The 22,283-nt window shown below is 56.9% G+C and carries 21 protein-coding genes and 2 pseudogenes; 10 read left to right on the top strand and 13 right to left on the bottom strand.

Going from position 1 to position 22,283, the window contains the following annotated elements:
- Positions 1 to 26: 26 nt before the first annotated feature.
- The 4 genes from RGM2987_RS08010 to acs form a co-directional block, all read right to left on the bottom strand.
- Entirely contained in the window at positions 27 to 725 is a 699-nt protein-coding gene (locus tag RGM2987_RS08010; RefSeq protein WP_245139558.1) for an ABC transporter permease, read from the bottom strand.
- Positions 722 to 1,411 (bottom strand): ABC transporter permease, encoded by a 690-nt coding sequence (locus RGM2987_RS08005; RefSeq protein WP_245139557.1) that lies wholly within the window; start codon positions 1,409 to 1,411, stop codon positions 722 to 724. Before RGM2987_RS08005 ends, RGM2987_RS08010 begins: the two co-directional genes overlap by 4 nt.
- A gap of 90 nt (positions 1,412 to 1,501) precedes the next feature.
- Positions 1,502 to 2,275 carry an ABC transporter substrate-binding protein gene (locus RGM2987_RS08000; protein ID WP_245139556.1) on the bottom strand — a complete coding sequence of 258 codons (774 nt, stop codon included), beginning with the start codon at positions 2,273 to 2,275 and terminating at the stop codon, positions 1,502 to 1,504.
- 780 nt (positions 2,276 to 3,055) lie between these two features.
- On the bottom strand, positions 3,056 to 5,011 hold the full coding sequence (gene acs, locus RGM2987_RS07995) for an acetate--CoA ligase (RefSeq protein ID WP_245139555.1): 1,956 nt from the start codon (positions 5,009 to 5,011) through the stop codon (positions 3,056 to 3,058).
- Between the two features lie 559 nt (positions 5,012 to 5,570).
- On the opposite strand from acs, the gene RGM2987_RS07990 reads away from it, so the two are divergent.
- The 4 genes from RGM2987_RS07990 (at position 5,571) to RGM2987_RS07975 (ending at position 10,432) form a co-directional block, all read left to right on the top strand.
- Positions 5,571 to 5,834 (top strand): DUF2790 domain-containing protein, encoded by a 264-nt coding sequence (locus RGM2987_RS07990; RefSeq protein WP_245139554.1) that lies wholly within the window; start codon positions 5,571 to 5,573, stop codon positions 5,832 to 5,834.
- A gap of 669 nt (positions 5,835 to 6,503) precedes the next feature.
- Positions 6,504 to 7,751 carry a ribonucleotide-diphosphate reductase subunit beta gene (locus tag RGM2987_RS07985; protein ID WP_245139553.1) on the top strand — a complete coding sequence of 416 codons (1,248 nt, stop codon included), beginning with the start codon at positions 6,504 to 6,506 and terminating at the stop codon, positions 7,749 to 7,751.
- A gap of 173 nt (positions 7,752 to 7,924) precedes the next feature.
- Entirely contained in the window at positions 7,925 to 9,484 is a 1,560-nt protein-coding gene (locus RGM2987_RS07980) for an AAA family ATPase (protein WP_245139552.1), read from the top strand.
- A 438-nt stretch (positions 9,485 to 9,922) separates the two neighbouring features.
- Complete coding sequence (locus tag RGM2987_RS07975; RefSeq protein ID WP_245139551.1) at positions 9,923 to 10,432, top strand: Bro-N domain-containing protein; 510 nt, start codon at positions 9,923 to 9,925, stop codon at positions 10,430 to 10,432.
- Between the two features lie 238 nt (positions 10,433 to 10,670).
- Here the strand turns inward: RGM2987_RS07975 and RGM2987_RS07970 are convergent, their stop codons facing one another.
- On the bottom strand, positions 10,671 to 11,030 hold the full coding sequence (locus tag RGM2987_RS07970) for a helix-turn-helix transcriptional regulator (protein WP_245139550.1): 360 nt from the start codon (positions 11,028 to 11,030) through the stop codon (positions 10,671 to 10,673).
- Positions 11,027 to 12,343, bottom strand: coding sequence for a HipA domain-containing protein (locus RGM2987_RS07965; protein WP_245139566.1), 1,317 nt, complete (start codon positions 12,341 to 12,343; stop codon positions 11,027 to 11,029). Before RGM2987_RS07965 ends, RGM2987_RS07970 begins: the two co-directional genes overlap by 4 nt.
- Positions 12,344 to 12,678: 335 nt before the next feature.
- Between RGM2987_RS07965 and RGM2987_RS07960 the strand changes: the two genes are divergently transcribed.
- Positions 12,679 to 13,299 (top strand): LysE family translocator, encoded by a 621-nt coding sequence (locus tag RGM2987_RS07960; protein ID WP_245139549.1) that lies wholly within the window; start codon positions 12,679 to 12,681, stop codon positions 13,297 to 13,299.
- A 122-nt stretch (positions 13,300 to 13,421) separates the two neighbouring features.
- Here RGM2987_RS07960 and RGM2987_RS07955 read toward each other — a convergent pair whose 3' ends face one another.
- From RGM2987_RS07955 to RGM2987_RS07945, 3 genes are all read right to left on the bottom strand, one after another.
- Positions 13,422 to 14,303 carry a LysR family transcriptional regulator gene (locus tag RGM2987_RS07955; RefSeq protein ID WP_245139548.1) on the bottom strand — a complete coding sequence of 294 codons (882 nt, stop codon included), beginning with the start codon at positions 14,301 to 14,303 and terminating at the stop codon, positions 13,422 to 13,424.
- Positions 14,304 to 14,460: 157 nt separating this feature from the next.
- Entirely contained in the window at positions 14,461 to 14,832 is a 372-nt protein-coding gene (locus RGM2987_RS07950) for a type II toxin-antitoxin system VapC family toxin (protein ID WP_245139547.1), read from the bottom strand.
- Between the two features lie 11 nt (positions 14,833 to 14,843).
- On the bottom strand, positions 14,844 to 15,089 hold the full coding sequence (locus RGM2987_RS07945) for a type II toxin-antitoxin system prevent-host-death family antitoxin (RefSeq protein ID WP_245139546.1): 246 nt from the start codon (positions 15,087 to 15,089) through the stop codon (positions 14,844 to 14,846).
- A 209-nt stretch (positions 15,090 to 15,298) separates the two neighbouring features.
- Here RGM2987_RS07945 and RGM2987_RS07940 point away from each other — a divergent pair, with 209 nt between their 5' ends.
- The gene (locus RGM2987_RS07940) at positions 15,299 to 16,288 is read left to right on the top strand and encodes a hypothetical protein (RefSeq protein ID WP_245139545.1); all 990 of its coding nucleotides are present in this window, start codon (positions 15,299 to 15,301) and stop codon (positions 16,286 to 16,288) included.
- Here RGM2987_RS07940 and RGM2987_RS07935 read toward each other — a convergent pair.
- Positions 16,285 to 17,481 carry a hypothetical protein gene (locus RGM2987_RS07935; protein WP_245139544.1) on the bottom strand — a complete coding sequence of 399 codons (1,197 nt, stop codon included), beginning with the start codon at positions 17,479 to 17,481 and terminating at the stop codon, positions 16,285 to 16,287. The two genes, RGM2987_RS07940 and RGM2987_RS07935, sit on opposite strands and share 4 nt — an antisense overlap.
- A gap of 60 nt (positions 17,482 to 17,541) precedes the next feature.
- Positions 17,542 to 17,829 (bottom strand): annotated as a pseudogene (locus RGM2987_RS07930) (hypothetical protein); the annotation flags it as partial.
- Between RGM2987_RS07930 and RGM2987_RS07925 the strand changes: the two are divergent.
- Together RGM2987_RS07925 and RGM2987_RS07920 are read left to right on the top strand one after the other, a co-directional pair.
- A pseudogene (locus RGM2987_RS07925) lies at positions 17,825 to 18,054 on the top strand (AraC family ligand binding domain-containing protein); the annotation flags it as partial. The pseudogenes RGM2987_RS07930 and RGM2987_RS07925 overlap by 5 nt on opposite strands.
- A gap of 142 nt (positions 18,055 to 18,196) precedes the next feature.
- On the top strand, positions 18,197 to 18,514 hold the full coding sequence (locus RGM2987_RS07920) for a helix-turn-helix transcriptional regulator (protein ID WP_245139543.1): 318 nt from the start codon (positions 18,197 to 18,199) through the stop codon (positions 18,512 to 18,514).
- Positions 18,515 to 18,532: 18 nt separating this feature from the next.
- Here the strand turns inward: RGM2987_RS07920 and RGM2987_RS07915 are convergent, their stop codons facing one another.
- Positions 18,533 to 19,591: an MBL fold metallo-hydrolase gene (locus tag RGM2987_RS07915; RefSeq protein WP_245139542.1), complete on the bottom strand. Its 1,059-nt coding sequence runs from the start codon at positions 19,589 to 19,591 to the stop codon at positions 18,533 to 18,535.
- A gap of 190 nt (positions 19,592 to 19,781) precedes the next feature.
- Between RGM2987_RS07915 and RGM2987_RS07910 the strand changes: the two genes are divergently transcribed.
- A complete protein-coding gene (locus tag RGM2987_RS07910; RefSeq protein WP_245139541.1) occupies positions 19,782 to 20,390 on the top strand; it encodes a TetR/AcrR family transcriptional regulator in 609 nt (202 codons plus the stop codon).
- Between the two features lie 3 nt (positions 20,391 to 20,393).
- Here RGM2987_RS07910 and RGM2987_RS07905 read toward each other — a convergent pair whose 3' ends face one another.
- Entirely contained in the window at positions 20,394 to 21,341 is a 948-nt protein-coding gene (locus tag RGM2987_RS07905) for a LysR family transcriptional regulator (protein ID WP_245139540.1), read from the bottom strand.
- Between the two features lie 14 nt (positions 21,342 to 21,355).
- Between RGM2987_RS07905 and RGM2987_RS07900 the strand changes: the two genes are divergently transcribed.
- Positions 21,356 to 22,066 carry a CTP synthase gene (locus tag RGM2987_RS07900; RefSeq protein ID WP_245139539.1) on the top strand — a complete coding sequence of 237 codons (711 nt, stop codon included), beginning with the start codon at positions 21,356 to 21,358 and terminating at the stop codon, positions 22,064 to 22,066.
- Positions 22,067 to 22,283: the final 217 nt, after the last annotated feature.

Genomic DNA, 22,283 nt, shown 5'->3' with positions numbered 1-22,283 from the left:
GGGCAGTCGATCAGGTCGACGCGTTATCAGTGCTTGCGCGGGGCCAGGTAACCCAGCCAGCGGCGCTCGGCCAGCTTGAACAGGCGCACCAGGATGAACGTCAGGCACAGGTAGAAAACGCCGGCCGTGATGTAGGCCTCGAACGGCAGGTAATACTGCGCATTCACCGTACGCGCGGCACCGGTGATGTCGATCAGGGTCACGATGGAGGCCAGGCTGGTGGTCTGCAGCATCATGATCACTTCGTTGCTGTACTGCGGCAGTGCCCGGCGCAGGGCCGACGGCAACAGGATCCGGCGATACAGCTTGGCGCGCGACATGCCCATGGCCCTGGCCGCTTCGATCTCGCCATTGGGCGTGGCCCGCAGGCTGCCGGCGATGATCTCGGCGGTGTAGGCGCTGGTGTTGATGGCAAACGCCAGGCACGCACAGAAGGTCGCGCTGGACAGCCACGGCCAGAGGAAACTCTCGCGCACGAACTGGAACTGCGCCAAGCCGTAGTAGATCAGGAACAGCTGCACCAGCATCGGGGTGCCACGGATCACGTAGGTGTAGAGCCAGGCCGACATGTTGACGGCCGGCTGCTTGGACACCCGCATCAACCCCAGGGGCAACGCCGCCAGCAGGCCAAAGAACAGCGACAGCGCCAGCAGCTTCAGGGTGGTCAGCAAGCCACCGAAGTACAGCGGCAAGGCTTCATAGATGACGTTGTAGTCGAAGATCATAGATCAGCCGCCCTTACGCCTACCGAGTAGCGCTTCTCAAGGTGACGCAATGCCAGCAACGAGACACTGGTGATCACCAGGTACATCGCCGCCACTGCCAGGAAGAAGGTGAAAGGCTCGCGGGTGGCATCCGCCGCCTGCTTGGCCTTGAACATCATGTCTTGCAGGCCCACCACCGAAATCAGCGCGGTGGCCTTGGTCAACACCAGCCAGTTGTTGGTGAAGCCGGGAATCGCCAGGCGAATCATCTGCGGCACCATCACCCGGAAAAACACCTGGACACCACTCATGCCGTAGGCCATGCCCGCCTCGGCTTGGCCCTTGGGGATTGCCATGAACGCACCGCGAAAGGTTTCCGACAGGTACGCACCGAAGATGAACCCCAGGGTTCCGATGCCGGCCGCCAGCGGGTTCAGGTCGATGTAGTCGTCATAACCGAGCATCGGCGCCATGCGATTGAGCAGGTCCTGGCCGCCGTAGAAGATCAGCAGGATCAGCACCAGGTCGGGAATGCCGCGAATGACCGTGGAATACAGGTCGCCCAGCCACGCCAGCCAGCGCACCGGCGAAAGACGCAGCGCAACCCCGATCAGCCCCAGGACAATGGCCAGGGCCATGGACGACAAGGCGAGCTGAAGCGTCAACCATGCGCCATCGAGGATGACAGCCCCGTAGCCTTTCAACATGATTCAGGTCCTCGGAAGTGGGATGTAAAAATGGCGCAAACCGCAGGGAGCCTGTTGCTTGCGCCATTTCGCACGAGTAGCGGGACGGTGTTACTTGCCGTAGATGTCGAAGGCGAAGTACTTGTCCTGGATCTGCTTGTACTTGCCATTCTCGCGAATCGCGGCAATCGCGCTGTTGATCTTGTCTTTCAGGGCGTCGCCCTTGCGCACCGCGATCCCTACGCCGTCGCCGAAGTAGTTGACGTCGGTGAAGGCCGGGCCGACGAACGCGAAGCCCTTGCCGGCGTCGGTCTTGAGGAAACCGTCATCCAACAGCGTAGCGTCTGCCACGGTGCCGTCGAGGCGGCCGGCGGATACATCCAGGTAGATTTCGTTCTGCGAACCGTACGGCTTGATCTCGGCACCCAGCGGGGCCAGGACTTCACGAGCGAAGCGCTCGTGAATCGAACCGCGCTGCACGCCGATGTTCTTGCCCTTGAGCTCGGCCAGGCCGTCGCTGACCTGAGTGCCGGCCTTCATGACCAGGCGGGCCGGGGTGTTGTAGTACTTGTTGGTGAAATCAACCGACTTCTTGCGGTCTTCAGTGATCGACATGGACGACAGGATCGCGTCGATCTTGCGCACCTTGAGCGCCGGGATCAGACCGTCGAACTCTTGCTCGACCCACACGCACTTGACCTTCATTTCTTCGCACAGCGCGTTGCCGATGTCGTAGTCGAAACCGACGATGCTGCCATCAGGAGCCTTCGAGGCGAACGGAGGGTAAGCCGCTTCGATACCGATCTTTACAGGCTTCTCATCGGCGAATGTCGGCAGGGAGAGCACGGACAGCGCCAGGGCGCCAAGCAGCACAAGTTTATTCATCTTGGGACTCCATCGGTAAAGGGCAAAAAACGGCAGAGTGAGCAACAGCCCAATATGCGAATGGGTGAAACGAATCTGGGTGCTGCGTCCTAGGAAGCGATCGTTTTATTCAACGTGCGCCACGACGAGCGAGTGATCGGCATTCTAACGACAGGCCCGAAGCCGATATTTCTTCAATGCGACAACAAATTACAGAAGCACCGAGAAAGCGGATCGAGCACATTGACAGCCCTGCAATTTCATGCAAGAGCAAAAGAAGGGAAACCGATCTATGCTGCAAATTGCGGGCCTATTATTCGCAAACCCTTCTAATCCGGCAAGCACAGCGTGTCGGCTGATTTTATCGAGGAGCTGTAAACACCCTGGAACGGGGGCCGGCGTTTCCCATCGCCTCGTTACAGTGCCTTTGGTTACACATTCCGAAACATCGGTAACGCTCAGAAAGGTCTGACGGGGAACGCCGATATTTATTCACCCTGCCTACAGCACCCATTCCCGTGGCGAGGGAGCTTGCTCCCGCTGGGCTGCGCAGCAGCCCCAAATCAGGCACCACAGTCATTCGAACACCGAACCTGTGGCGAGGGGATTTATCCCCGTTGGGCCGCGAAGCGGCCCCAAATCCAGGCAACTCGCATCTATCAGAAAGAATCAGTGAGTGTCTTGGGGCTGCTGCGCAGCCCAGCGGGGATAAATCCCCTCGCCACAAAGGTAGTACCAGGCACAGAAAAAAGCTCCGCCCGGCAAATGCCGGGCGGAGCTCTGGGTGCTACACGCTACCCGTCAGGCGACGTTCATGGTCTTGTGCGTCTCGATCAGGTGCGCCACCACACTCGGGTCGGCCAGGGTGGAGATGTCGCCCAGCGCGTCGTATTCCGCCGTGGCGATCTTGCGCAGGATGCGGCGCATGATCTTGCCGGAACGGGTCTTCGGCAGGCCCGGTGCCCATTGGATAACGTCCGGCGAAGCAATCGGACCGATCTCCTTGCGCACCCAGTTCTTCAGTTCCAGGCGCAGGGCCTCGCTGGTTTCTTCACCAGCATTGAGGGTGACGTAGACATAAATACCCTGCCCCTTGATGTCGTGCGGGACACCGACCACCGCCGCTTCGGCGACCTTCGGGTGGGCGACCATGGCGCTTTCGATCTCGGCCGTGCCCATGCGGTGGCCGGACACGTTGAGCACGTCATCCACCCGACCGGTGATCCAGTAGTAGCCGTCCTCGTCGCGACGGGCACCGTCACCGGTGAAGTACATGCCGCTGAAGGTCTTGAAGTAGGTGTCGACGAAGCGGTCATGGTCGCCATACAGCGTCCGCGCCTGGCCCGGCCACGAATCGAGGATCACCAGGTTGCCTTCGGATGCGCCTTCGATCAGGTTGCCCAGGTTATCCACCAACGCTGGCACCACGCCGAAGAACGGCCGCGTGGCCGAGCCCGGCTTCAGCGCCGTGGCGCCGGGCAGCGGGCTGATCAACACGCCACCGGTTTCGGTCTGCCACCAGGTGTCGACGATCGGGCAACGTTCCTTGCCGACGTTCTTGTAGTACCAGTCCCACGCTTCCGGGTTGATCGGCTCACCCACCGACCCCAACAGGCGCAGGCTGCTGCCATCAGCGCCTTCGACAGCGGCAGTGCCCGAGGCCATCATCGCGCGGATCGCGGTCGGCGCTGTGTACAGGATGTTGACCTTGTGCTTGTCGACAACCTTCGCAACGCGAGTGATGTCCGGATAGTTCGGCACCCCTTCGAACAGCAGCGTGGTCGCGCCATTGGCCAGCGGGCCGTAGACAATGTAGCTGTGGCCGGTGACCCAGCCGACGTCGGCGGTGCACCAGTAGATTTCGCCCGGCTTGTAGTCGAACACACGCTCATGGGTCAGGGCCGCATACAGCAGGTAGCCGGCCGTGGTGTGCTGCACACCCTTGGGCTTGCCGGTGGAGCCGGAGGTGTAGAGGATGAACAACGCTTCCTCGGCGCCCATTTCCTTCGGCGCGCACACGGTGCCGGCGACCTTCATCAGGTCTTCGTACCAGATGTCGCGGTGCTGGTTCCACTTGATATTGCCCGCGGTGCGCTTGCACACGATGACTTTCTGGATGCTGCTGGTTTCCGGGTTGGTCAGCGCGTCGTCGACGTTGGCCTTGAGCGGGATCTTCTTGCCGGCACGAATGCCTTCGTCGGCCGTGATCACCACTTTGGATTTGCAGTCGATGATCCGCCCGGCCAGGGCTTCAGGCGAGAAGCCGCCGAACACCACCGAATGAATCGCACCGATCCGCGCGCAGGCCAGCATGGCGACCACGGCTTCAGGGATCATCGGCATATAGATCGTCACCACGTCGCCGCGGTGCACGTCCTGGCCGCGCAGGGCGTTGGCGAACTTGCAGACTTGTTCGTGCAGCTCGCGATAGGTGATGTTACGACTCTCGGACGGGTCATCGCCCTCCCAGATAATCGCCACCTGATCGCCGCGCTCGGCCAGGTGACGGTCGAGACAGTTGTAGGAAACGTTCAAGGTGCCATCGGCAAACCACTTGATATCGACATGGTGATCGTCGAAAGACGTCTGCTTCACCGTGGTGAAAGGCTTGATCCAGTCCAGGCGCTTGGCCTGCTCGCGCCAGAAGCCATCCGGGTTGACGACTGACTGCTGATACATCGCCTTGTAGGTTGCCTCGTCAGTCAACGTACTGGCTGCTACCTCGGGGCGAACGGGATACAGAGAAGCCGCACTCATGTTTCTTACCTCGGTGACATAGTTGTTTTTGTATGGTCCCGTTGTAGCCCGGGGCGGGCCTATAGAACCATTCGACGATGGTAGTAACAAGTCCCTACAAATTGTCGGTACTAGCGTGCAAGTCTTCGTTTGCCACCCATTTCCCCCTGTGGGAGCGAGCCTGCTCGCGATGGCGTCGGATCATGCGACATCGATACTGCCCGCCCCACCGTCTTCGCGAGCAAGCCCGCTCCCACAGTTTGAGCTTCGGCGAACACATATTCTGCGCCCTACACAGCTCCTCTGTGGGAGCGGGCTTGCTCGCGAAGAGGCCAGTCCATCCAAAACAAATCCGACAGCCAGCCCATCGCGATTATTACCAAATCAACCAAAAGTGTTTATCAAAACCCAGTCTGTTTGCATCCACCCTGCCCCTCTAAAATCAATCCCGCCAACCGGCAAACCCGATTGACGAAACACAGCCCCCACGAAGGCCGTTAATCAAACTTCCACTACTTGCTCCACACGCAACCCCAAAAAGGTTGCGTGACCCCACTCGACCTCAGAAAAGGTGACACAAATGAAAGCTCTATGGGTTCTGGTCCTCGGCAGCCTGTGCGCCACCGCCATGGCAGACGAAGCCCCGACCGATGTCGCACAGCAAAAACCAGCGATCGAGGAATACACCTACTCCACCCACCTGGACATCGCCAAAGTCATCTCCATGAGCGAGATCCCGAACGTCTGCGAAGTGGTGCCGGCGACGATGGAATACGTGGACTCCAAGGGCCAGCGCCACATCCTGCGCTACAGCGTGATGGGCAACGGCTGCTCCAACGGTTGATCATTACCGTAATGCCGTTCACTTAAGAAAGTAGATGAACATGTGGCGAGGGAGCTTGCTCCCGCTTGACCGGGCTGGCGCTCCAGTGCGCAGCACTCACAAAAAATGGGGCTGCTACGCAACCCAGCGGGAGCAAGCTCCCTCGCCACGGGTTCAGTGGTTTCCTTAAGTGAACAGCATTATGATCATTACCGGTATTTTCCAGGGCCCGATTCCGATCGGGCCTGGTTGTGTCTGATGACGTCGAAACCCCTCCCCAAACACAACATGTAGTGTAAAAACGCAAAATCAGCTCATTTTTTGATCAAAAAATCATGCCATCCGATTCATGCAAAAAAATTCTATAACCGCCAAAGCCTTGTAAACCCTCGCTCCTATGCGAATCCGACCACGGCCGCCTCCTCCGTGGGCCATTTCGCCGCACCACGTAGGCAAAAAAGTCCTTATAATGCCGCCCTAAACGGGCCTGCAATATTCCCTTACAGGGATCACGCCAGCCTGAAGCCCGCGCTGGGGCCAATTGCCTCCCTGCGTTCATCGTCGCTTCAGCAAGCCCCGTACATTTTTCTGTTTATTGCCTGCGTCAGCTGCAAGAAACGATTTTCCAAGATCCACCGCCGCCAGCAGGCCTTCCCAGGCTTCTGGCCCTCACGCAGGAGACGACACGTCATGCTGAGCTGGGACGAATTCGACAAAGAAGACGGCGAAGTCGCTGTAAAAGGCGCCAATGCCGGCCACGCCGCTGAAGCCAACATGGACCGCCTCGACAGCGCCGGCGGTGCCGCCGCGCTCGAAGCCCGCGCCGTGACGGCCAGCGACTCGGCCGCGATCATTCGCGCCAAGGCCGCCCTCGACAAACTCGACGTCGCCGAAGGCCTCGCCGAACTCGAAGGCGCCTCCGCCCGTGTCGCCGTCGATGAAAAGCGCATGATCAACTGCCGCGCCGACCTCAACCAGCTCGTGCCCTTCAAATACGACTGGGCCTGGCAGAAGTACCTGGACGGCTGCGCAAACCACTGGATGCCGCAAGAAGTCAACATGACCGCCGACATCGCCCTCTGGAAAAACCCGGAAGGCCTGACCGACGACGAGCGCCGCATCGTCATGCGCAACCTGGGCTTCTTCTCCACCGCCGACTCCCTGGTTGCCAACAACCTGGTCCTGGCCGTGTACCGCCTGATCACCAACCCGGAGTGCCGCCAGTACATCCTGCGCCAGGCCTTCGAAGAGGCGATCCACACCCACGCCTACCAGTACTGCATCGAATCGCTGGCCATGGATGAAGGCGAGATCTTCAACATGTACCACGAGATCCCATCGGTCGCGAAAAAAGCCGCCTGGGGCCTGAAATACACCCGCTCGATCTCCGATCCGAAGTTCGAAACCGGCACACCGGACACCGATAAAGAGCTGCTGCGCAACCTGATCGCCTACTACTGCGTCCTGGAAGGCATCTTCTTCTACTGCGGCTTCACCCAGATCCTCTCCATGGGCCGCCGCAACAAAATGACCGGCGTCGCCGAGCAGTTCCAATACATCCTGCGCGACGAATCCATGCACCTGAACTTCGGCATCGACGTGATCAACCAGATCAAAATCGAAAACCCGCACCTGTGGGACGCCGAAATGAAGGAAGAAGCGACCCAGATGATCCTGCAAGGCACTCAACTGGAAATCGAATACGCCCGCGACACCATGCCTCGCGGCGTGCTGGGCATGAACGCAGCGATGATGGAGGACTACCTCAAGTTCATCGCTAACCGTCGGTTGTCGCAGATTGGGTTGAAAGAGGAATATCCGGGCACTACGAACCCGTTCCCTTGGATGAGCGAAATCATGGACTTGAAGAAAGAGAAGAATTTCTTTGAGACGCGGGTGATTGAGTATCAGACGGGTGGGGCTTTGAGCTGGGATTGAATCCATCTCATGCGTTCAGGGGTGCTAACGAAACGTAGCACCCCTTTTTTTTTGAAAAAACATACCATCTAGACAGAAAGGCAATACGCCACTATTCTCAAGCGAGAGATGGCTCAAGATGTAGATATTACGTAGTAAATTTTAGCTCTGTAGCCACTAGGGATATGGAAGACGTGAAGTACAGCGAAAGCGAAAAAGATAGGAAACTAAGAAAATGGTTTATTAATGATTTCACGCATACACATCTCCGCCGAATAAAGGTCCACCAGGGAAATATCAGAGGCGTGTCTAAACTTGACCTGCCGATTGACTTCCCGCTAATAGGAATTGCCGGAAAAAATGGATGCGGAAAGTCAACCATACTCGCTATTGCCTGCTGCGCCTACCACAACACCAAAGATGGTTTTAAGGCGTCCAACCGTAGACGCCCTTATTATACTTTTGCTGATTTTTTTATTCAGCATACTGAAGAAGTCTCCCCGGAAGGTATTACCATTGTTTTTAATTTCGCACACAACAATTGGAGAATAACAAGCACAAACAAAGACTCGACTTTAATCGGCACACAAATCAGGAGAAAAAAGAAAGGAGGAAAATGGAGCGACTACGCTTCCAGGGTCGAACGCAATTGTATTTTCATTGGAATTGAACGAATTGTCCCACATAGTGAAAAAAGCCAATCAAGAAGTTATAAGAGGCGCTTTCTCAGCACCTCACCGAAGGGATGGGAAAACTCAGTAAAAGAAATTGTAGGAAGAATACTTAATAAAGACTACGAGGAGTTTAGATTAACGTCACACTCCAAGTATCGACTTCCTCTTGCAAAATCTTCAGGCATTTCGTTTTCCGGATTTAACATGGGCGCAGGTGAAAATGCATTATTTGAAATATTTTCCACTATATTTAGCTGCCCTGAAGGAGCCTTGTTCGTAATTGACGAAATTGAATTAGGGCTCCACATTGAGGCTCAGAAGCGATTTATTGACGAGCTAAAAAGTGTATGCCTAGACAGAAAAATCCAAATAATTTGCACAACTCACTCGAAGGAGATTTTTGAGTGCCTCCCTCATGACGCCAGGTTTTTCATTGAGAATAACGGAAACCAAACAGTTGCAAAGATGGGCGTATCAGCAGAGTATGCATTTTCAAAATTGAGTTCGGAGCACACCAGAGAAGTAGATGTTTTTGTTGAGGACAATATCGCCCAAGCCTTACTCTCTGCAGTAATCCCCAGCAACATTCGAGCAAGAATAAATATTGAGTACATAGGATCAGCCACGGCGCTTTGCATTCAATTAGCCGCATTACATCGCCGAACCAACAACAGTAAAAGCCTTATAATATATGATGGCGACCAGCGCACCAAAGAAGCCAACAATAGAAACCTAACACTTAGAACATCAGAAAAAACAGACGCTAATTTTGACAACTGGTTTAAATCAAAAACAGAATACTTACCTGGAGACACATGGCCCGAACTCTGGATAATGCAAAAATGCCGAGAACACCCCGACACGCTATCCATGATTTCAAGCACTGAAAAAAATGAGCTAGTTAACATAATTGACGCAGGGATACGCGCAGGAAAACATAGAGAATTCTATGAAGTAGCCAAACTACTTGGCATCACGATTGAGCACGCCATATTTATGTTTTGTAGCAGCATCTCAATTACGCACCGAGAATTATTCACAAATATAACATCAAAAATACTCGAAAAGTTAAATCAATAATTAATAAAAAACCTACACCTATTCTTGCGTCTTCAACGCAATAGAATCGTAGGACAATTCTCCTTTTTTGCAAAAAACCTCAATAGGTCGAAATCCGTCTTGACCACCTTTCCTTTGCGCCATAACCTCTAAAGACGGTGCCTAAGAAACACCTCACACAGCGGACCAACCGCACCCGACAGTAGCGGCTTTTTTGTGCCTACGGCCTCTTCGTGCGCATCAAAAATCTCTGTTATGCCGGGAGTGGGCGAATACAAGACCCGAAAGGGGAATAAATCCGGCCCTCTGTGTGGGGTTTCTTAGCTCCCGGCACCCAGCCTTAAGAAAGCTGACACCACACAGAGGTAAAGGATATGCCTGTAAACCTGACCTTCACGATGAAGGTAACCAGCCCTACCCGCTCGCCAGCTCATGCACAGCCGCTTCTGGAGGTCTGTCATGTCTGATCCGCTGATCCCTACTCAATTCATTCGTCACAATATCCATCTGCACGCTCTCCTAGTTGAAAACCAGGCTTGGTTCAGCGCATCCGATCTGGGGCGTTTGATGAGCAAGCACCTCGACGAGCGAATGACACGCAAGCTCGACCCTGACCAGCGCCGGATGATGTTCGTGCATATCCAAGGGTTGACCGAAGAACGTCTGATGCTGAGCGAGTCAGGCGTGTATGCGTTGCTGATTTATCACTACTGTCCCGAGTATCGGTTGCTGCGTGAGTGGATCACCCATCAGGTGGTGCCCACGCTACGCGATGAGCGCTTCTCGCATAGGGTAGAGCGTCCCACGTTGAGTGTGCTGGATTGGCCGAAGATGTCGCTCTGCATGCTGCATTGGCAGGATGAGCCGTGGATTCGCTTGCGGGATATGCCGGCGGTGCTGGTGGATGATCCGTTTAACCAACATGAACCCTGGTGGCGGAAGGCGTCGCGGATTTTGCGAGGGTTTTGACCACTCAATTAGAAGCCGTCGTCCGTGTTCGGGCGACGGTTTTTGGTTGGTGATATGAATTTGGAGCTGCTTCGCAGCCCAGCGGGGATAAATCCCCTCGCCACAAGGGCGGTGCCGGGCTTGATGGGTGCGGTGATTAGCGAATTGATCAGGTTGGGACGTGCCATCATTCGTCGCCCAACCCTTGTCGCTATCCTTGGCCTTTGCGCTGACTCGCAGAGTAGTCTGTTCTACTGCGCTAATCAGCTTGCTTGCGCCGAGGCCTAACGCCACGAGTCGGCGCGTTCGAGGCAGGCTTGTGCTGGTCAGGCGGCGGCGCATAAATGGGTTGGGGCGCCATGGTCATTCCCAGGCGAAGACCGAACTTCCGCAAAATGGATTCGATGGTGCTGAGGGTCGGATTACCCTTGTCCTTCTCGATCTGGTACAGGGCTTTAGTCGACATCTTGCACATCAGCGCAAAGGTGTCCTGGTCCAGACCGGTTACCTCAAGCCTTAACCGGCGAACAGCGGTTCCGAGGGTTTCCTTCCCTGTAGCGTGCTGCATCGCGATGTCTTCAATGATTTCCTTGCGCCGTTCGGGGGAGTTATCGTTCATCGAAGCCCCCACTCAACCAGGCGCTTGTCCAGATTGTTCATCGGAATAGACTGAGCACGCCTCACTTCCTCTGGAAGATCGACCAGCAGATCCGGTAAAGCCCGAAACGTCTCAGCCGCTCCACGAAGACGCTCGAAGAGCACTTCAGGGCTTACCAAGTCCTGGAAACATCCGCAGATCGTTTTCCAGTCTGGACTCCCCATGTGCTCGGACTCCCACTTAGTGGCTCGCGTAACGCCTTCCGGGTCGAGCACCATTGGCGCGAGGTCGTAGATCGGCGCCAGCTCGAACTTGTTCTGATACCTGAAAATGGCCATGTTGCGGCCATGATTGTCCGAGTTCCCAAGGATGCGGTTGAGCAGGTCACGGCGCAGGTACTCGAACACCAGGTCCTCAAGCTCTGCGTCCTGCCCGTTCATGCGCCACAGGCTTTCCAGGCGGCGGAGCACGTCCTCATGGCTCATCCTCGAACCCGGTTCGGTGTTCCCGCACACCGAATAAATCGACTCGACCGGAATTCTTTCTACCGCGCCGTCAGCGACTCGCCGATCAAAGCGCGGCATCCACAGGCTCGGCTTGTCGGCTTCCTCAAGCACAAGTCCATCTGTGGCTATCGTGTTCAAACCAAGTTGAGAGATTGCTTTGTAGTAGTGGTATTCCGTTCGCAGGATGTTCTTGTCGCGTTCAGTGGCCTGGTTGCGAGCAAACTTCACCAGCCAATGACGGCGCGCATGCTCGTCGGCAAGCATGGCGTCGGCATACAGGGCGCCATCTTCGCCTTCGACCATAATCAGCTTCGGCGCTTCGCCCTGGGCGCCCGTGGCACCGCCGAGAGCAGCGCCAGATTCATAGGCGTATTCGAGAAAGTCACTGGTCCGGTCTACAACCTCTTTGCGGGCAAAAGCCTCCTTGCGAGTCTGATCGATTTGCTCGAAAGACTCCTTCACGCGCAAGTGTCCAATGGGTGAAGGCGTGCAGCGACTCAGGAGGAAAAAGCCCATGTCCATGCCATCAGGTTTTTCCCCACCGAATCGCTTCTGCAGAGATTTACGAGCAGCACCGGCCGGTATGATGTCGTAGACAAAAGGGGGATAACCTTTGCTATCGACAGGGTTCCAGCTCAGCGGAAGGTTTACGCTGATGGCGTGTTCGAAAGGGGTCTCCAGCTTATGGATGAAGTTGACTAGGTAATGTTGGTCGTAAGATACGCTGCATCGCGCCTCATCAACCTTCTGGACGTTCGACATAGTGAAAACCGCGGCCTCGTGCCAACGGCCTTCAACGTAAGTCTGGATAGTGAGATGTTCTGACATTTTCACCGCAACCGGAACTTTGATGCCGGTTAGTCTCACTCAAAGCCCCTACGCCAGCAATATAATTCCGATTACTGGCAGAACCTAGCGGTGAATCGGCATCATGATGCCGATTGAGCTAAGCCTGATGCGGCTCAGACCATCAGATGCCCCGCGCCCGAGCAGCTTGGCCTTCTCGAAACGTCGGTTCACTCAAGGTCACGGGTACCACCCTCCTCCTCACCACGCTTCCCCCATTTATGGGAAACCGCCTTGCGCTCTTCGCTATAACCTTAGAAGCAACTGCGAATTAGACTTGCGAGAGTGAAGTCCGCGTTGTGATTAAGGAAGACAACATGCAAGAAATTTTCAGCATCAACTGGCTGCTTTGGCTATCGACCATGGTTCCGCTGACCCTGAGTGCAGGCCCTGGCAACTTGATGGTGGCGACGTCGGGGGCGCAAAGCGGTGTACGTCGTTCAGTGCGGTTTATCGTTGGGCTCGACATTACTTACTTCCTGATCGCCGTGCTGGTCGGCTTGGGCCTTTATCACACGCTGACGAACAATCCGACGCTGGTATGGGCGCTGCAAGTGGTGGGCAGTTTCTACATCTTGTGGCTGGGTGTGCGCATGCTGCGTCGTCCACTCAAAGCGCCCACCGACAAGGCTATGCACCTGCAGTTTCGGGACGGCATTGTTGTACAACTGGGCAACGTGCAAGGGATCGTGATGTTGCTGGTGATGTTTTCCACGTTCATGCCTTCCGGCGAGACCAGCAGCACTGTCGTGTTGATCCTCAGTGCGGCGCTGATTTCGCTGAACTTCTTCTCGCATGTCATCTGGGTGTCGATGGGGTCGACCGTGCAGAAGCTGATCCAGTCCCGCCCCAAATTGCTGATGTTTCAGAACGCTGCGTTCGGCCTGATGCTGATAGCGGTTGCTGTATGGATCTTCCTGCGCATCGGCCCGCTTTAAGGAGGCTCCCATGACCCAGACTCATGGAATTGTCTTCGCTGCCCAGGCCCACTGCGTCATGCAATACCGCCAAACCCAGGGTTCATTGATTCTGGTGCCATGACCTCGCGGTAAGACGGCCGTCAGTGCATGCCGACCGCTTTGCCGTGAAACAGCTCCGTCAGATATTCCACCACTCGGTCAACGCGGCTCACACCCTGGGTCGCCTGATTGCGCAGCAACCAGATTTCCGAGCGCCGAGCAGGGCGATGGGCCAATACCTGGCACAGACCGGACTGGTGTGCGACATAGGCGGGTAGCGCGGCAATCCCCAGGTCGGCTTCGACTGCCTTGAGCTGCGCATTCAGGTTTGAAACGCGCATCCACAGCTTCTGGTCTCCGGTCATTTCGCTCAACCACTGGGCGAGCGGCATATACGACATTTCTTCGGTCCAGCCGATCAGGCTGTGGTGCTTGAGGTCGGCGGGTTCGGCCGGCAGACCGTTGGCATCGGCATAGGCCTGGGAGCAGAAAAGCCCCTGCATCAGTGTCCCGACCCGGCGCATGGTGAAGTTACCGTTCTCCGGTCTGCGCAAGCGGATAATGATGTCGCTGTGGCTCTGCGTGAGTTTCGACGACACCGCCGAGTTAATGAAGTCAAAGCTGATCTCGGGGTGCTGATCATGAAATACCGCGAGTTGCGGAATGATCAAGTGCGTGCCCATGAGTTCCGGACAATCAATGCGCACCTGTCCCGCCATTCGATCACCCGGTTGCGACATATGTCGCTCGATCAGTTTGAAACGCTCCTCCGTTTCCAGTGCCAATGGCAGCAGCGCTCTTCCCGCTTCAGTCAGGAAGTAACCGTTAGTCTTCTTCGAAAACAATACCGTACCGAGCGATTCCTCAAGCGCCGCGATCTTGCGCGACACCGTCGAGGCCGAAACCTTGAGCGAGACTCCCGCCTCGGTCACGTTGTTCGATTTAGCGACGAAGATAAAAACCTTCAGATCATCCCAATCCATGTTGATGACATACCCAAAAATGGAAAATCGATCTCCACCTATTTCTATTCGAAATAACTAGAGGCACCGAGGCCGTCAGTACCAGCATTGAGGCCCGGATCCGCTGCTTCTCACTTGCCACAAGCTCGGAGGCGGGGTTGGGTTAAGTAGTGCTCCTTCATAACCGCGCTGAAACCACCCGCACCCCGTACCGAGGAATAATCCCGTCTGCCGTGACTAACTCAAGCCCTTCCGCCTGAGCTTGGGCGATCAACATCCGATCAAACGGATCACGATGGATCTCTGGCAACTTGCCCGCCTGCTGCCCGTGGAACAGCGAAATCGGCAGCTTGGTAAAACCCTCGTCCTCCACCAACGCTTCCAGATCCTCAGGAGCCTCTAGCATCCCTTTAGCCTGCTTGATCGATATTTCCCAGATGGAAGCAGCGCTCACCAAGACCTGATTACGCGGCTCCCCGATCATCAGTCGAGTATCGGGGCCCAGTGCGGGATCATCGGACAGCCACCAAAGCAACGCATGAGTGTCCAACAACAAGCGCCTCATAAGCTGCCCTCAAATCCTTCAATTATGTCCTCAGGAGTTTTGTCAAAATCCGCAGACATACGGATCTTTCCCTTCAATCGCCCAGGCTTGCGGACACGAGGTGTATCGACATGGGGCAGCAGATCCAAATAGGGTTTGCCGGCCTTGGCGATCACCACTCTGTCGCCATGCCATGCGCGCTCAGCCAGTTGGGAAAGCTGGGACTTGGCTTCGTGCATGTTTACTTGCACCAGTTCACTCATAGGACACCTCCTACCTAATTAGCTAAGCTAGCCTAAGTCCAAAAAAGCCGCTGAACAAGAGGTCGAACTGACCGCCTGTCAACATCGTGTCTTCTGCACAGCGGTGATCAAGGATTGTGGAAAATTTGCGCATGGCTGAAAACACCCCGTGCAACTCCCCCCCACAACCCGCTATTAATACCCACCCCACTCAGGACCCGAGCCCCATCATGAAATTCGACCTCGCCCACTGCCTCAGCCTCGACGAAAAGCTGTCGATCTATGACGTGCGCGATTTGAATTTTGACGAGACGGTCGCGTTCGATTCCGCGAAGGACCATTTCCAGTGCCCCAACGATGCCTGTCGGGCGGCGTTTGATCTGGGGAATGTGCTGGGAACGTTCAATGCCAAGAATGTGCGCTACGTGCGAACGCCGCATTTCAAGAACATTCCCAGTACGCGGCACATCGAAGGCTGTCCTTACGTCAGCCTGAAAGCACCGGCGTCGGGGCTGGAGGCGGAAGGTTCGGAAACGGATGACGGTCGGGAGGAGCATTTCCCGTCGGAGTTGCTGCTGACTCGCCGTGAGTATGTGCGCAAGCCATCCAACCCTGCGGTGGTGGTGGATGTCATGGGTGACGAACGAGCGCCTTCACCTGCGAGTCATGTCGAGCAACCGAGCCGCGGTTCAGCACCGGACAAGACCAGTGTCTTCGCTCACCCGGTGGAGTGTTTCGTCTCGAACTTCGCCGACAAGGATCTGCTCAAGCGCATGCCGCTGAAGATTGGCGAGCACACGGCGCCCTACAGTTCGTTTTTCAAGAAGATCGAGTTTCTGCTGGATAACAAAGGGCTGATCTACTGGGGCAAGATCAAAAAGATCGAGGATTATCACAGCGCCAGTTTTCGCGTCGATTTCGAGCAAAAGGTCTGGGCCAAGCTACCTGGCGAGGCGAAGAAGAAGCCTTACTCGGTCAACGTTTACCTGAGCAAGAAGCTGATCGACAACTACCGCAAGCGCAAGGCGTTTCTGGAAGAGATCAAGCACGCCGCCGACAGTGACGCGCCGTTGTATTGCTTCTTTTATGGCGTGACGCCGGAGTTGAAACAGGTGCCGAGCAAGAAGAACCCCGAGGAAACGTTCGGGGTGTTCAGTGCCAATATCGAGAACCTGGATCACTTCATTATTCGGGAGGCACCCGGCTTGGCTGAGGGCTAGTCACCAGTCCCGGGCAATTGAAGTTTTATCGCACCGGGGTGTTGTTTTACGACTGCGTATGGCAGCACCGACCAGCCTGGGTCATCACACTCGCGTTGCGCGCGGTCGAAGAACGGTCCCAGGTACAAACCCTTTTCGGTGAAGTACCAATTGGAATATCCCCAGACGCCTTCATCGGTGTAGTCGCAGCTATCTTCATCCGTTGGTTTCAGCATCTCGTCGGGGTACAGCGCGGTGAGTTGCTTGACCAGCCATGGCACAAACACCTCGCGTTGGTAAGTGTATCGCGCCTTGCTCTCTTCATCGGTCAACGGGGCATCACTTCCATCGTCGTGGCTGGCGTGCAGCGGTGGCTTACCTGGGCCAACCCAGAGCACATCCTCCAGCGACAAACTGTGGCCGGTGTGAGCGTCGAGATTGAGCGGCGAATTGCCAAAATCCGGATGCACGCCGCCGCAGTAGTAACTTGTGGAAATGTTCAGGCTGATCACATCGGGCGATAGGAATTTGGGCGCGACGCCTTGGTCAAACTCGGCATTATCCCCGCCCTGCAACAGACAGCCGTGGTAGCTGATGACTTCGGTCCAGAGCCGTCCCAACAATTTCCGATTGACCCGCTGCAGTTCATCTTTCGAGTAGCCGGACTCGACGCTGAACATGGAAATACCGGATTGTGGCTCCGTCCACCATTGCAAGTCATGACCCATGAAAGATTCTTTCTTACCCGGTTTGAGTTTCAAACCTTGCAGGCGGAGATACTCATAAGGATCACTTTTTTGCAGCTCGGCGATAACGGGGGAAAGATCAGCCCCAGGTGCCGGGAGCCTGGCCTCGGTCAACTGCACGGGCAGAACCTTGCCCTTGAGACTTTTCCATTCACCCTGCCAGCCGTTGGCCGTTTTTTGCAGCGTCAGGGTTGGCAGCGATTGGCCGTCGTCGTAACGGGTACCGCCCTCCACCAGCGTCAGGGTCTTTCCTTGCTGCGAGCCGCTCAACCCCAAATCACGATGGTATTTCTCATAGAAATAACGACCGATGACTTCGTCCTCTTGACCCGCGTTGAGCCCCATCACAATCGGCATCGTGCCCAAGGTGCCGGTAAAGACGCCACTACCACCTTCGGCACTGGCTGTCGAACAGAGCGCGAGCAGGCACGTGGCGCTGGATGCGAGGAGCAACAGTCCTTTGAACATGGAATTTTCCTGGAAAAGCGAGCGTCAGCTCACGAAATGAGTGGCGCGAAGTATGACGAATCAGCCTCCGAGAATCGATATGCCACCTCTCTCACTAAATCTTGAGCAATGCCACGCAGCAACTTCCTGCGCCGATATGCCCAACATCACGACGATCAACAATCCGATATAAACCCGGCGTGAAATCGATCCGGTATCCGCCCGATCCATGGCGTAGCTAATCGAATCCCCACTAACGAGCCTAGTGTCAAAACTGCAAACGCCTGCAAATCCACATACCCACAAACCACTGTCCCAAATCAAACTCGGTAAACCCCGCCTGGCCATGTAAGTCAGCGTCCCGGCCACCGGAGTCATGCAGGTCAGAACGGAGGACGGCAATTGGGTAGTGCCGCCTCAACGAGCGGTGTGGATCCCGCCCGGGGTTCCCCATGAAGTGCTGATGCTGGGCGTCAGCACGCGAAGCTTGTATATCGAACCGGCCGCCGTAACGGTCACGGACGCCCGTTGCCAGGTCATCAGCGTGTCGCCCTGATGCGCCAGCTGCTGATGGAAGCCGTGGAGCTTGCGCTGGACTCCGTCGGGTGTTGGGTCATGCCCCGAGCGCCTGGCTGAAGAAGACCGCCGGTCATTGATCAAAAAATGAGATTGATCCGGCTTCAAAACAACTGTACAAAAACACAGTATTTTTGAATCCACTGCTTTGGAGAATCCCATGGCCTCTCTTGCAATCAAGACCACGCTGGAACGCATCGCTGTCTATCAATTCACCCCTGCCCACAGTGCGCAGGCCCGCGCCATGCTGGGTTGGAGTGTCGAGGAATTGTCCCGGCTCTCCGGCGTCTCGGTCCAGGCCATCCGACGCTTTGAAGCCGGGGGCGAACTGCGCGACGTGACACGGTTGGCGCTGGCCTTTCGCTTTGAGGCCGAAGGTCTCGTGTTCTTTCCTGGCTTCGCCCCGGGGCGTGGCATGAACATCAAGGGCGCCACACCGGACCCGATGGGACGGGCCGACTACGCGATGATCGAATAGTCGGCGTTGCAGCAGGTGTCACGCCGCGCCGGTCTGGTTCTGATAGGCCGCGGCCTCCACGTCCAGCCACCAGGCCCGGCCACGTTGCGGCTGGGCCAGGGTGAAGGCTTCGCCCATTTGTGGCGTGGTGATGGACACATTGCGTTCCCAGGCCAGGGCCAGGATGCGGTCGAAGGGTTCATACCAGGCGTGCATGGCCAGGTCGAAGGTGCCGTTGTGGATCGGTAGCAGCCAACGGCCCTTGAGGTCGATATGCGCCTGGAGGGTTTGCTCCGGCTGCATATGCACGTGGGGCCAATCGACGTTATAGGCGCCGGTTTCCATCAGCGTCAGGTCAAAGGGCCCGTAGCGTTCGCCGATGCGTTTGAAACCGTCGAAGTAACCGGTGTCGCCGCTGAAGAAAATCCGCGTATCACCGTCGATCATCACCCAGGACGCCCAGAGCGTGCTGTTGCCATCGAGCAGGCCGCGACCGGAAAAATGCTGCGAAGGCGTGGCGATGAACTCGATGCCGTCCACCTCGGTACCTTGCCACCAATCCAGCTGACGTACCTTGCTGGCCTCGACGCCCCATTTGACCAGGGTGTCACCCACGCCCAGGGGCGTCAGGAAGTGCCGGGTCTTGCCGGCGAGCTTGAGGATGGCCTGGTAGTCGAGATGGTCGTAATGATCGTGGGAAAGGATCACCGCCTCGATGGGCGGCAGGTCTTCCAGGCTGATGGGCGGCTGATGGAAGCGCTTGGGGCCAGCCCATTGCACGGGAGAGGCGCGGTCGGAGAAAACCGGATCGGTGAGCCAGAATTTGTCGCGCAACTTGAGCAGCACGGTGGAATGGCCGAGACGGAAAACGCTGTGGTTCGGTGCGGCCAGCAATTGGGCGCGTGTCAGCGGCTGGACCGTGATGGCGCCCGCAGGACGGGTGGTGCTCGGTTTGTGGAGGAGCATGTTCCAGATGATGCGCATCATCTGGCCGAACCCTTCTCGCGGGGTATGGGCGTGATTGCGATACTTCCCGTGTTCGTGTTGGGAGGCAGGGTTGGCAGCCGCGTTGTCAGTCGGGGAAGAAGGAAGGCTCATGGTGCGGTAACTCCAAGGACGTCGTCGTAATTGCGCTTCGTCGTTGTGGGACGCTGGATGGCTGCGACGTACACGATCAGCCATTTTCCGTAAAACTACACCAGGCGGTGTAGTTTCTAGATTGCATGAATCCCCGGAGCAAGTAAACTACCGGGTGTAATTTTCTCTACTCTCAACCGACGAATGCCCCATGACCGTACCGCAGCGCCTCACCGAACGAAAACGCGAAGCCATTTTGCAGGCCGCGATTGCCGAGTTTCGCAGCAGCGGTTTCGAGGTCACCAGCATGGACAGGATCGCGGCGACCGCCGGTGTGTCGAAGCGCACGGTGTACAACCACTTCCCGAGCAAGGAAGCGCTGTTTGCTGAGATTCTGAATCGTTTGTGGAGCAGCATTTCCGCAGAACAGGACACGGTCTACTGCCCGGAAAAGCCTCTACGGGAACAGCTCCGGGTGTTACTGCAGGTCAAGTTGCGCATGCTGGCGGACGAGAATCTGCTCGATCTGGCGCGCATTGCCATTGCGGCAACGATTCACTCTCCCGAGCGGGCCCAGGACATGGTCGGGCGCATGGGCGAACGCGAAGAAGGCCTGACTGTCTGGATTCGTCAGGCCCACGCTGATGGTCGGTTGAAACCCATGGACCCGGCCTTTGCCGCCCAGCAAGTGCATGGGCTGATCAAGATATTCGCGTTCTGGCCGCAAATCTCCATGGGCCAACCGAGCCTGACCGAGGCTGAACAGGCACAGGTGATCGAATCGGCACTCGACATGTTCCTGGCCTGCTATCAGCGCTGATCCTCAGCGCAGCTGCAGGTTGCGTCCCAACTCGTCGAACAAGGTCACCACCGAGCGCAGGGCGCGGCAGTCCGGGCGGGTCAGGAGCCAAAGCGCCGAGTCATACCCCGCCAGCGGTTCGCCAACGGGTATCAAGCCTTGGTGTGCGTCGATCAGAAAGTCCGGCAGCGCCGCCACGCCCAAACCGGCTCGGACCAGTTCGGTGACCGAGAGCATGCTGTTGCAGCGATAAGCCGGCACCACGCCGGGAAAGTGCTGGCGGCGCCAGGTCACGGTGGGGTGATCGGGGAGGAAATCGTCCGGCGCGATCCAGGTCATGGACGCCAGGTCATCCGGGTTAACCGAGGACAGGTAAGGCGGATTCGCGCACACCCGATAAACAACACCGCCGAGATTTCGCCCCACCAAGTGTTCCGGTGGCGTGCGGGTCAGGCGCAAGGCGATGTCGGCATCGCGGCGGCTCAGGTTGGCGAAGTCGTTCGAGGTGCTCAGCTCAAGGGTCAGTGCTGGATAGGCGGGCATGAACCGCGCCAGCGCCGGCAGCAGCAACGCTTGCAGGACCGAGTCGGTGCACGTCAGGCGCACCGTGCCGCTGACCACCTCGCCGCCCTGCTCCACGCCGATACGCGCCGCCTCCAAGGCCTGCTCGGCGCGCTCGGCTTGTTCGGTCAACGCCTGGGCCAGGCTCGTGGGCAAATACCCGGAACGGCTTTTTTCGAACAATGGCTGGCCTAGGGCTGCCTCGAGCCGGCGTATTGAACGAAAGACCGTGGACACGTCCACTTTCAACAGCTGGGAGGCCCGTGCCAGCGAGCCGCCACGGACCAGCGCCAGGATCAGTGATAGATCAGGGTAATCCAGACGGTATTGCGTGGCTGCATTGAGCACTTGGATAAACGCCCATATTGATTGCGTGAACGCCAATCTATAGTGGCGACCAGCAATCAACAAGCGGCGAGACTCTCATGGAAAACCAGCGTCCTTTGCACATCGCCCTGGTCGGTGATCACGACCCGCGGATAACGGCTCATCGGGCGATTTCCATCGCTTTGGAGCTGGCCGGTAAACATAGCGGCCATGGCATCCGGTTCCAATGGCTGGCGACTGACCTCATAGCCGACAACGCGTTGCTGAATGATTTCGACGGCGTCTGGTGCGTACCGGGTAGCCCTTATCGGGACGAAGGCGGCGCCTTAGGAGCCATTCGTTTTGCCCGCGAACAGCGTCGCCCTTTTCTCGGCACCTGCGGCGGCTTTCAGCATGCCGTGCTGGAATACGCCCGTAACGTGATGGGCTGGGACGATGCGGCACACGGCGAGACATCTCCCGAGGCTGAGCGGGTTCTGGTGGCGCCATTGAGCTGTGCATTGATTGAAACCATCGACAGCCTCCAGCTCAGCGCGGGCTCGTTGATTGCCGGGGCGTATGGGCGCCAGACGGTTTTCGAGGGTTATCACTGCCGATTCGGGGTCAATCCGGATTTTGAAAAGGCGCTGTTGGGTGAACGTTTGCATGCTGTAGCCCGGGATTCGGCCGGCGAGCTGCGGGCCGTGGAGTTGCGGGATCATCCGTTCTTTGTCGCGACGCTGTTTCAGCCGGAACGGGCCGCGTTGGAAGGTCGTGTGCCGCCGTTGGTGAGGGCGTTTGTTGAGGCTTGTGCAAAGTCCCGACTTTGAGCGCACGTCCTGTGACCACCACAACTCCCCTGTGGGAGCGGGCTTGCTCGCGAAAGCGGTGGGTCAGTTTGCATTGATGTTGAATGTACCGCCGCCATCGCGAGCAAGCCCGCTCCCACAGGGCGGCTGTGGTGTACATGGGTTTTGTGCGGGGAATTCAAAAGTTACACCACTGCTGGCCCTGGGCGGGTGCGAGCGCCTAGACATAGCCAGTCAT

Origin of the sequence: Pseudomonas sp. RGM2987 (assembly GCF_022952855.1) — a bacterium.
In the GTDB taxonomy this organism is placed as follows: domain Bacteria; phylum Pseudomonadota; class Gammaproteobacteria; order Pseudomonadales; family Pseudomonadaceae; genus Aquipseudomonas.
This window is presented reverse-complemented; position numbering and strand designations above follow the sequence as displayed.